At 61.2% G+C, this 10,000-nt stretch carries 11 protein-coding genes and 3 tRNA genes; 4 read left to right on the forward strand and 10 right to left on the reverse strand.

Annotated features, from left to right (window positions below; translation table 11 throughout):
* Window positions 1-184 precede the first annotated feature (184 nt).
* The 7 genes from nusG to LDL37_RS00035 all read right to left on the reverse strand — a co-directional run bounded on the left by nusG (window position 185) and on the right by LDL37_RS00035 (window position 5,995).
* Window positions 185-754: a transcription termination/antitermination protein NusG gene (gene nusG, locus LDL37_RS00005; RefSeq protein WP_126423915.1), complete on the reverse strand. Its 570-nt coding sequence runs from the start codon at window positions 752-754 to the stop codon at window positions 185-187.
* Window positions 755-767: 13 nt separating this feature from the next.
* Window positions 768-1,070 carry a preprotein translocase subunit SecE gene (secE, locus tag LDL37_RS00010; protein WP_290792561.1) on the reverse strand — a complete coding sequence of 101 codons (303 nt, stop codon included), beginning with the start codon at window positions 1,068-1,070 and terminating at the stop codon, window positions 768-770.
* Window positions 1,071-1,168: 98 nt separating this feature from the next.
* Window positions 1,169-1,244: transfer RNA gene (locus tag LDL37_RS00015), tRNA-Trp, on the reverse strand.
* Window positions 1,245-1,349: 105 nt separating this feature from the next.
* Complete coding sequence (locus LDL37_RS00020; RefSeq protein ID WP_290792564.1) at window positions 1,350-2,147, reverse strand: SPFH domain-containing protein; 798 nt, start codon at window positions 2,145-2,147, stop codon at window positions 1,350-1,352.
* 245 nt (window positions 2,148-2,392) lie between these two features.
* Window positions 2,393-3,235 (reverse strand): DUF2807 domain-containing protein, encoded by an 843-nt coding sequence (locus LDL37_RS00025; protein WP_290792567.1) that lies wholly within the window; start codon window positions 3,233-3,235, stop codon window positions 2,393-2,395.
* 109 nt (window positions 3,236-3,344) lie between these two features.
* Window positions 3,345-5,570: a S9 family peptidase gene (locus LDL37_RS00030; protein WP_290792570.1), complete on the reverse strand. Its 2,226-nt coding sequence runs from the start codon at window positions 5,568-5,570 to the stop codon at window positions 3,345-3,347.
* A gap of 74 nt (window positions 5,571-5,644) precedes the next feature.
* Window positions 5,645-5,995 (reverse strand): YbaN family protein, encoded by a 351-nt coding sequence (locus tag LDL37_RS00035; RefSeq protein WP_290792573.1) that lies wholly within the window; start codon window positions 5,993-5,995, stop codon window positions 5,645-5,647.
* A gap of 164 nt (window positions 5,996-6,159) precedes the next feature.
* On the opposite strand from LDL37_RS00035, the gene LDL37_RS00040 reads away from it, so the two are divergent.
* On the forward strand, window positions 6,160-6,576 hold the full coding sequence (locus LDL37_RS00040; RefSeq protein ID WP_290792576.1) for a DUF805 domain-containing protein: 417 nt from the start codon (window positions 6,160-6,162) through the stop codon (window positions 6,574-6,576).
* An 83-nt stretch (window positions 6,577-6,659) separates the two neighbouring features.
* Here the strand turns inward: LDL37_RS00040 and LDL37_RS00045 are convergent, their stop codons facing one another.
* Window positions 6,660-7,430 carry a YjbE family putative metal transport protein gene (locus tag LDL37_RS00045; protein ID WP_290792578.1) on the reverse strand — a complete coding sequence of 257 codons (771 nt, stop codon included), beginning with the start codon at window positions 7,428-7,430 and terminating at the stop codon, window positions 6,660-6,662.
* A 217-nt stretch (window positions 7,431-7,647) separates the two neighbouring features.
* Between LDL37_RS00045 and LDL37_RS00050 the strand changes: the two genes are divergently transcribed.
* Window positions 7,648-8,268: a class I SAM-dependent methyltransferase gene (locus tag LDL37_RS00050; protein ID WP_290792581.1), complete on the forward strand. Its 621-nt coding sequence runs from the start codon at window positions 7,648-7,650 to the stop codon at window positions 8,266-8,268.
* Here the strand turns inward: LDL37_RS00050 and rlmB are convergent.
* The gene (rlmB, locus tag LDL37_RS00055) at window positions 8,216-9,184 is read right to left on the reverse strand and encodes a 23S rRNA (guanosine(2251)-2'-O)-methyltransferase RlmB (RefSeq protein WP_290792584.1); all 969 of its coding nucleotides are present in this window, start codon (window positions 9,182-9,184) and stop codon (window positions 8,216-8,218) included. The two genes, LDL37_RS00050 and rlmB, sit on opposite strands and share 53 nt — an antisense overlap.
* Window positions 9,185-9,345: 161 nt before the next feature.
* Between rlmB and LDL37_RS00060 the strand changes: the two genes are divergently transcribed.
* A tRNA-Tyr gene (locus LDL37_RS00060) sits at window positions 9,346-9,429 on the forward strand.
* Window positions 9,430-9,474: 45 nt separating this feature from the next.
* Window positions 9,475-9,548: transfer RNA gene (locus LDL37_RS00065), tRNA-Gly, on the forward strand.
* Window positions 9,549-9,565: 17 nt separating this feature from the next.
* Here LDL37_RS00065 and LDL37_RS00070 read toward each other — a convergent pair.
* Window positions 9,566-9,937, reverse strand: coding sequence for a DUF805 domain-containing protein (locus LDL37_RS00070; protein WP_290792587.1), 372 nt, complete (start codon window positions 9,935-9,937; stop codon window positions 9,566-9,568).
* Window positions 9,938-10,000 lie beyond the last annotated feature (63 nt).

Genomic DNA, 10,000 nt, shown 5'->3' on the forward strand with positions numbered 1-10,000 from the left:
TACGTTTCGTGGCTAAAATCTTCCCTCGCCCCGCACACCGCCCGCAGAAATCGCGCACCCACATCCGGGGTCCGGGGTCAACTGACCCCGGATTATTACCCTTGCCCAGAACCCAAACGCGCAAAAAACAAACCCCACATAGCCGGGCTACATGGGGTTTGCGTAAGCGGATTTACGAAGATGATCAGACGGTCTTTTCGACCTGACCGAATTCCAGATCGACCGGGGTGGCGCGACCGAAGATCGACACCGAGACCTTGAGGCGGGCATGTTCCTGATCGACGCTTTCGACCACGCCATCGAACGAGGCGAACGGGCCGTCGATGACCTTGATCTTTTCGCCGATGTCGAAGGACAGGACGGTCTTGGGCTTTTCGGCCGCGACTTCGACGTTACCGACGATGCGCTGCACTTCCTTTTCGGAGACCGGCATGGGCTTTGAGCCCGAACCGAGGAAGCCGGTGACCTTGGGGGTGTTCTTGACGAGGTGGAAGGCTTCGTCGGTCAGTTCCATCTTCACCAGCACGTAGCCGGGGAAGAATTTGCGTTCGGAGTTGAACTTGCGGCCGCGACGGACTTCGACGACTTCTTCGGTGGGGACGAGGATTTCGGAGAACTTGTCCTCAAGGCCCTGCGCCTTGGCCTGCTCGCGCAGGGATTCGGCCACCTTCTTTTCAAAGTTGGAATAGGCGTGGACGATGTACCACTTGTGCTTGGGGTTCGGTGCGAGCGTCGCTTCCAGGGTTTCGGCCATGTGTTGTGAGCCCTTAACGTCCGATATTGATGAGCGAGTTGACCGCGAATCCCAGTCCGCCGTCAACGATATAGAAGAACGCACAGGCGACAACGACCATGATGAATACCATTACCGTGGTGATCCAGGTCTCCTTGCGCGAGGTCCAGGTGATCTTGCGCGCTTCCTGACGGACTTCGGAGAAGAATTTGGCCGGGCTGGTGCGCTTCTTCGGGGTGACGGCTTCGCTGCCGGCGGCCTTGGCGGCAGCCACGGGGGCGACCGCGACTTTGCGCGCGCTTTCTACCGTCGGGGTCGAAGGGGGCTTTTTAGCCATAGGTTTCTCGTCCAGCTTTCTCAAGGGATGCGCGTAACAGGCGCTTCCAGCACAAATGAGGCTCGAAATCGCGATTTCAAGCCTCATTTGCGATGAAATGGCAGGGGCAGAGGGACTCGAACCCACGACTTCCGGTTTTGGAGACCGGCGCTCTACCAGCTGAGCTATACCCCTGTGTGAAGCCGACCTGTTGTGACAGGCGGTTTCAGAGGAAGTCGCGTGTATCAGCGGTTGGCGCAAAGGGCAAGCCACCGCTACGCAAAATCCACCAAAAACTTGTTATTCGCCGGAAAGCTTCTTCGCCGCGTGCAGCAGTTCCTGCGGGAAGCCAAGGATGATGGTCGAATTCTGCTCGGTGCCGATCTCTTGCAGCGTCTGAAGGCGGCGCAGTTCCATCGCACCCGGTGCCTCGGCAATGGCCATGGCGGCGGCGCGCAGGGTTTCGGACGCCGCCTGCTCGCCCTGCGCCTTGATCAGACGGGCCTTGGCTTCGCGGGTGGCTTCGGCTTCCTGAGCCAGGGCGCGCTGCATCTGCACCGGAATGTCGAGATCGCGCATTTCCACAGCGTCAATATCGACGCCCCACTTGTTAGCGGCACGGTCGAGTTGCGTCATCAGAAGGGCGTTGATCTGCTCACGACCTTTGAGGATGGCGTCCAGATCGTGCTGACCAATCACATCCCGCAGCGAAGTTTCGGCGGCCTGAAGCACCGCCGTATACGGGTCGAGCACGCTGTTGACCGCCTTGGCCGGATCGTTGATGCAGTACCAGACCACGGCGTTCACCTTCACCGCCACGCCGTCGCGGCTCAGGGTTTCCTGCGTCTGGAGATTCACCGACAGGATACGCACATCGACCTTGGTACTCCATTCGATGAAGGGGATAATCCAGAACAGGCCCGGTCCGCGCACATTCACAAAGCGCCCCAGTCGATAGACGACGGCGCGCTGGTATTCCTGATTGATGCGGAAGCCCTGAATGACGAAGACAAACAGGATGACGGCGATCGTCGCGACCTGCATAAAATTGATGCGCCATCCGCCAAGCGCCGACAGGCCGTCCAGCAGGGTCTGCATGACACCCCTCCCCCCTTACTTCTGATGAAAAGGGTTAACGCAGTCGGGGCCGGTTGTCAAAAGACGGTACGATGACAAAAAAAAACGCGACGGTCACCAGGGCCGCCGCGTCTGAGTTTATGGAGAACCAGAGAGTGCCAGACCGAAAGGATCAGGCCCGTCTCCTGATCGCCACCTGCCCCGGAAAGCGCAGGCGGAGATTTCGTGATCGGGTCAAAATTTAACCCGACAAATACCTGTTTCTGTCAGCGGCCGCCTTCGCCGATGCGCACCTTGCCGGAGCCCATGACGGACCGTGAGACGTGACCGGTGACCTTACGTACCGAAACATCGCCCGCACCGACGATAGAGACATCGACATCGACCGCCTCACCGCCGAAGCGCACATTGCCTGAACCGGCGATGGAGACGTCCACCTTGGGGGCCGTGCCCTTGTCGATGCGCACATCACCGGAACCGCCAATGGCGATTTCCACGGGCCCGGCCACTTCGGCGACATTGATCGAGCCCGACCCGCCGATGGCACCCGACAGGGACTTGATGCGACCCAGATAGATATCGCCAGAGCCGCCGACGGCGACTTCGGCATCGCCGACATTGGCGGCGCGAATGCTGCCCGACCCGCCGATATTCAACTCGGCCTTGCCCTGCACCGTATCCACCGTCCAGTCGCCACAGCCGCCCAGCGCGAACTCCAGCGATTGGGCCGTCCCGATGCGACCATAGACGGCGCCTTCCGAGGCCACCCTGGCATCCATAGGTACGCGCAGATAGACGACGGGGAGATCGGCCACAGCGATCTGCCCCTTACCATCGATGCGGACCGTCTGATTGCCCGCGCAGCCATAGCTACGCTTGCGCAACTGACCCGAGGCCACCAGCTTGTCGCCCTTGGTGCTGACCATGATTTTCGGCAGATCGGCCTTGCCATAGGTGACGGTGAGCTTCACGTCTGCGCGGTTTTCCGGCGTGACGATGACACGCGCCGCCATGTGTTTCAGTTCGACCTGCGTGGCGGCCTGCGCGCCTGCCGCGGCAGCCATAGTGGCTATGGCGACGAAAACGCCCGCCTTGATGCCCGTGCCCATTGTTAAACCCCTGACTGGTTTCGATAGGCCAAGCATGAAGAAGGCGGGCGTTCAGGACAACTTAATTACGTGTCATGAAGCAATTGTAATATAACGGAGTTTTCGGGCCCTATTTCTTCAGCTTGCGGTCGAAGAAGTCGAGATACAACCGGTAGCGGAACAGGTTTTTCTCATTGCTGCGGATGCCGTGGCGGTCGCCCGGAAAGAGCATCAGCTCAAACGGGATCGACTTCTTTTGCAGGGCATCGACGACACGCGTGGTGTTTTGCAGGATGACGTTGTCGTCGGCCATGCCGTGCATCAGCAACAGGCTGCCCGGCTTGAGATTATCGAGGCGATTGACCACATCATATTTGGCGTAGTTCTCGGCATTGGCCTGCGGCGTGGACATGTAGCGTTCAGTATAGGCGGTGTCATAAAGCCCCCATTCGGTCGGCGGCGCGCCGGCCGCGCCGGCGACAAACGGCGTGTCCTTGGCCGTCAAGGCCATCAGGGTGACAAAGCCGCCCTGCGACCAGCCCATAATGCCGATCTTCGCCGGATCGACATAGGGCAGGCTTTGCAGCCACTTCGCGCCCATGATCTGATCGTCGATATCCGGGCCGCCGAACTGCTTATAGATGGCGCGCTGGAACTTTACCGAGCGGTTGGGCGTGCCGCGGTTGTCCAGCGTAAAGACGATGTACCCGGCCTCCTGAAACAGGCGGTTGGCGGGCGACACCCAGCCGCGTCGCACGTCCTGACGCGCCGGGCCGCCATAGATGGAGACGATAACAGGGTACTTTTTCGCCGGGTCAAAGCCGCGCGGCTTGAGCATCAGCCAGTGCAGGTCTTCGCCATCGACGGCCTTCAGCGTACCAAATTCCGGTGCGCTATAGGTGTCTTTATACGCGAAATACGGGTGTTTGGCGTCCAGCGCGTTTTCCTCGATCCAGCGCACGCGCTTGCCCGTTGCGTCATAAAGACCTGTCTGGGCCGGGGTTTGCGGGTCGGCATAGGTGCCAATAAAGGCCCTAGCATTGGGCGACACGTCCGTGGACCACCAGCCGCCGGCCTTGGTCACGGCCACCGGCTCAGACGGCTTGAGGTAGGAGGTCTTGTAAAGCCCCATCTCGACCACGGTCTTATAGGACGACTCAAACCATACCTCACCCTTCGCCTCATCGACCGCCGCGACCTTCGCCACCGGGAAGTCGCCCTGCGTGACCTGACGGATCAGCTTCCCGTCCTTGTCATAGAGGTAGAGGTGGTTATTGCCGTCGCGTTCCGACGCCCACAGGAAACGCCCGTCCTTCAGGAAACGCAGGTCGTTATTCAACTCGACCCAGGTGTCCGAGGTCTCGGTCAGAACGGTGCGCGGTGCCCCGCCGGTCAGCGGATATTGCAGCAGGTCCAGCGTCTTCTGATCGCGGCTCAGGCGCTGCACAAAGACGGACTGCCCGTCCGGGCTCCAGTTGACGCGCGCCAGATAGATGTCGCTGTTGGCCCCCAGATCGAGCGGCACGTCGGTTCCGGTTTTCAGGTCGTGCACAAACAGGGTCACGATGGCATTGGGACGCCCGGCCTTCGGGTAACGCTGATCAACCGTGCGCGTCCCCGTGCCGCTGATCTCAAAGCGTTCAACGATATCGACCGGGCTTTCATCGACCTTGGCATAGACGATCTTCGTGCCGTCCGGCGACCACCAGTAGCCGGTATAGCGGTTCAGTTCTTCCTGCGCGATGAACTCAGCCACGCCATAGGAAATGACGCCCTCACCCTTCGGCGTAATGGCACGCTCACTGCCGGTCGCGAGGTCGCGCACATAAAGCGTCTGATCACGGACATAGGCCACCTGCCCGCCCTTGGGATTGAGCTTAGCATCGACCTCATCGCCCGGCGTTTCGGTGGCGCGGCTGATCTTTTTGGTCGCCCGATCGACCAGATAGATGTCGCCATCCAGCGGCACCAGCAGGGTCTTGGACGACGGGTCCCAGTCATAGGCCACGACGCCGCGCGCCGACACGCGCATCCGCTCACGCCGCGCCTTTTCGGCCTCGGACAGTTCCTTGCCTTCGGACGACAGGGCGTCGGCATCAACCAGCACATAGGGCGCGCCGCCTTTGACATCGACGGCCCACAGGTCCTGCACCGTGGCATTGGTCAGCTTGGGCTTGAGGAAGGTCAGCAGCGTACCGTCCGGCGACAGGCGCGCCCCCACCGCCTTCGGCCCGGACAGGTCCGGATTGGCAAACACCCGCTCAGGGGTCAGCGTGGCCTGCGCAAAGACGGGGGAAACAACCGCCGCACCCATGAGGGCAACGGCAGAGACGGCAATAGTCAGCTTGGACGGCATGGGGCGCTCCGGAAATCACTGCCGGAAGCTAGCCCCTTCCTTCGCAACGGGTCAAGCGGTCACACGGGTAACTATCATTGCGACGGCCGCGACAGCACGTAAAGGGCGCACAGCAGGCACACCCCCGCGGGCACAAAGGCCCATACGCCGCGCAGGGTGACGAAGCCGATCACCGACGACACGGCCATGCCGCTGACCGCTGCAATCTTGGCCGCCGGGCCGATGACACCGCGTTCACGGAAGGCGCGGATGGGTGGGCCAAACTTCGGGTGCGCCATGATGCGCCGCTCCCATTCCGGATTGGAGCGGGCAAAGATGACGGCGGCGATGATCAGAAACACCGTCGTCGGCAGCACCGGCACAAACATGCCGATGACACCAAGCGCGACGAAACACAGGCCAAGCAGGTTCAGAACCACTCTCATTCGCACAGCATAGCCCCGATTACAGGCGCGCGCATCTCTGTTCTGCAAGATGTGCGGTTTCGCCGCTCCCGATAAGTTTACCGCCACGCCCCTGCTGTCCCGAACCGCGTTATGGTAAATTCGTTGGATAAGAGAGTCGCCCTCATGCGGCCGGGAGGAAACCTGTGAATATCATCAACACCCTGCTCAGCCCCAACGGACGGTTGTCGCGCATCGGCTTCTGGGGCTGGAGCTTCGGCATAGCCGTCATCTGCCTGACCCTGTGGTGGCTCAGGGCCAATTACGGCGAGCGTATCGGCCTCAGCCCGGTCGAGGGGCTGGACCCGTTGTGGCTGGTTCTGGGGCTGCCGCTCCTGTGGATCGGCTTCTGCCTCAGCGTCAAACGCTGGCACGATCGGGGCAAGTCCGGCTGGTGGCTGATGGTCGGCCTCGTGCCGGTGCTGGGGCAGCTCTGGACCCTGATCGAATGCGGTTTTCTGGCCGGGCAAAGGGGCGGCAACCGCTTTGGCCCCTCGCCCGAAGGCCACCGCCCGATGCTCAACGCCTATCGCCTTGAGGACATGCCCGAAGACATGCCCTGAAACCGGCTCAGGGCGAAATGATTTCATTTCGCTCAAGCCGCCATTGAGGCGGCGGAGCCGCCGCCCGGCGAGAGGCTAAACCCTCAATGCGCCGGTTTCGGGCCGAAGTGTTTGATGTCTTTTTCGGTGATATCCATAAAGTCCGGCACAATCTGGTTATATTCCGCGACCTTACCTGTATCGACCACGATGTCGCGGTGGCCTTCCCAGATCATGTTCAGCGCCACGTAGAGTACAACGGCCAGACCGAAGAAGCCGATCCAGCGGTACTTGTGCAGGACCTTGGCGATAAAGTGCGAGGCGACCCCCATCAGGGCGATGGCCAGAATCAGGCCAAAGACCATGATTTCCGGGTGGGCGTGCGACGCCCCGGCCACGGCCAGCACATTGTCGAGCGACATCGACAGGTCGGCGATCAGAATCTGAACCACAGCGGCCTTGAAGCTCTTGCGTTTGGGTGCCGGAGCCGTCGCCCCGCCCGTGGTGGGATTGCCGTTGATATCGGCCCCGGTAGCGTCTTCCAGCGCCGCTTCGGCGTGTTCCTGCGCGTGGGTATCGGGCTCGCGCAGTTCGCGCCACATCTTCCACGCCACCCACAGCAGAAGCAGCCCGCCCGCCAGCAGCAGGCCGACGATCAGCAGCAACTGGGCCGTCACCAGCACAAAGCCGATGCGCATGATAACCGCCGCGATCAGTCCGTAGAGGATGGCCTTTTTGCGATCACCGGCCGCCAGACCCGCCGCCGCCAGACCGACCGCCACGGCATTGTCACCGGCCATGACGATGTCGATAAAGACGACCTGAAAAAAGGCAGAGACCTGAGACGCGAACTCAGGATTGCTAAAAAAGTCCATGACGGGCCCGTAAATAAAAAGGTTTGCACACCCTCCTAGTTTTCACATCCCGCCTTGTCCAGAGGCAGAACGCATGACAGGCTGGAGAAACCTTAAAGCGCATTTCGTTCATTCTGAATCGAAATTTCGCCCTAAGCTTCTGCTTTGTCGTGTTTTTTTACGCTCAACCGGTATCCACTTGAGCGAAAAACGCTCTAAATCGCACCGGAGCCCGACCATGCCCGATGATCCCTCCGAAGGCTGGGACGCGCTTGCCGAGCGCTTCATGCAGATGCGCTCCGGTGTCGGAGCCGATCTGGTGCGGAACTGGGCCATAGCGCATTTGCCCGCCGGCAGCGCCATTGTCGATGTGGGTTGCGGATCGGGCGTGCCCATTGCCGAAGCCCTGATCGGAGCAGGGTTTGCCGTGTCGGGCATAGATGCCTCACCCCGTCTGGCCGCCGCCTTCCGCGCCCGCTTTCCCGACGCGCCGGTCGCCTGCGAAGCGGCGCAGGTCAGCGCCTTCTTTGACCGAACTTTCGACGCGGCAGTCTGCGTCGGTCTGATCTTTCTGCTATCGGAGGCGGATCAGGCGGCCCTGATCGGTCGGGTCGCCCAGGCGCTGAAACCCGGCGGGCGCTTTCTGTTTACGGCACCGCTTCAGGCCTGCGAATGGCCGGACAACCTCACCGGACGCCTTTCCCGCGCCTTGGGTCAGGCCGCCTATGCGGCGCTTCTGGACGCCCACGGCCTGTCCCTCGTCGCCAGCCACAGCGATGAGGGCGGCAACCACTATTACGAGGCGATCAAACCGCGCGCCCCAGGGCCTCATACAGCGCAATCGACGTCGCATGGCTGACGTTCAGGCTCTCAAAGCCACCCGGCATAGGGATTTTGACCAGATGGTCGCAGTGTTCGGCCACCAGCCGCCGCAGCCCCTCGCCTTCTGAGCCCATGACGATGACCAGCGCACGCGGGCTGCCAGACTGACGCCAGCCCTGCTGTTCCAGCACGGCCTGAAGGCTATGTTCAGCCTCCCCCGCCATGCCCAGACTGACAAAGCCGTTTTCCGTCAGAGACTCCAGCGCCCGCGACAGGTTGGTCACCCGCGCGAAAGGCACTCTATCCATCGCCCCCGCTGCCGTCTTGGCCAGCACGCCCTGCATGACCGGCGAATGGCGGTCCTGCATGATCAGCCCGGCCGCGCCAAAGGCGGCGCAGGTGCGCAATATGGCCCCGATATTTTGCGGGTCGGTCACCTGATCCAGCATGACCAGCACCGGGTGCGCCTGCCTAAGCGCCCCTTCCATCAGGCCGTTCAGGTCGTCGCCTTCCAGCGGTGGCCCGTTCAGCGCCACGCCCTGATGCACGGCGCCTTGCGGCAGGAAGCCGGAAAATTCGGCCATCTCGGTCAGGCGCACGTGCAGGTCGCCGCGCTTTGGGGCCACCTGCTCCAGCGCCTTTTGACGCTCCGGCGTCACATAGAGACGAATCGGTCCGTGGCGGGACGGATTTTTCAGCGCCGCCTCCACCGCGTGCAGGCCCCAGATCCAGCCGTCTTCGGACACCCGCACCGACGGTTTGGGTCGTGTCTGAGAATGGGCCTGCGTTTGGGCGCGCGCCGATTGAGCCGGGGCGTTGCCGCCCTTGTCGCGCGGCTTGTCCTTGGTAAAAGGTTTGGATTGTCCCGAAAAAGCGGCCTTCGACCCCGATTTTTTAGGGCTATTGGCCCCTTTCCGCGATTTAGGGTCGTTGCGTTCGCGTTGGCTTGACACTATAAGACGCGCTCCGATATGAGGCCGATAAGGCTTTTTGGCGAGATTGGCGGTCTGTTTAATGCGGGCATCCACAGAAACCAAAAAGTTTTTTTGTTTTTGGACTTGTTCTTTGTTCAAAGATTGAGTTTAAGGACCACCTCGTTTCAACGGGCGCGCTTGGGGGAATGTCCCGAGCGGCAAAGGGGGCGGACTGTAAATCCGCTGCGTAAGCTTCGCAGGTTCGAGTCCTGCTTCCCCCACCACCGCGCGCCCTTGAAACGCTGTTCGGCCACGGCCCTGCCTCAAGGGCGGGTATAGCACAATGGTAGTGCAGCAGCCTTCCAAGCTGAGGATGTCGGTTCGATCCCGTCTACCCGCTCCAAAATCTTCCCTGAAACCTCAGAGTTTGGTCGCCGCCCCGTAGCGGTTGTCGCCGCTTGTGCCCTCCAGAAAGCCACACTCGATCAGCACCCATAGCCAGCCGATCAGCGGCACCAGCGTGATCAACGCCCACCACCCCGACTTGTTGCGATCGTGCCAGCGTTTGACCTGTACAGCGAAGGTGGCATAGAGCACGCCCAGCCAGGCAACAAAGCCGATCAGCCCCACCCCGTCAAAGCGATAGGGCCGCAGCAAATTGATCCCGTGATCGTCTCCGCCGAACAGGGCCACAAAGGCCGAGCTGATCAGCCACAAAAACACGCTATAGAGCCAGAAATCCCGGCGGCGAAAGCGTCCGCGATAGCTGAAAAAGGCGTTCGATAAATCCATAACGGGACTCCTCCGTCGCTTATGGATACGTCCGAACGCCTTTGTTCGCTAATGAATTATTGT

This window comes from Asticcacaulis sp., from assembly GCF_020217185.1.
In the GTDB taxonomy this organism is placed as follows: domain Bacteria; phylum Pseudomonadota; class Alphaproteobacteria; order Caulobacterales; family Caulobacteraceae; genus Asticcacaulis.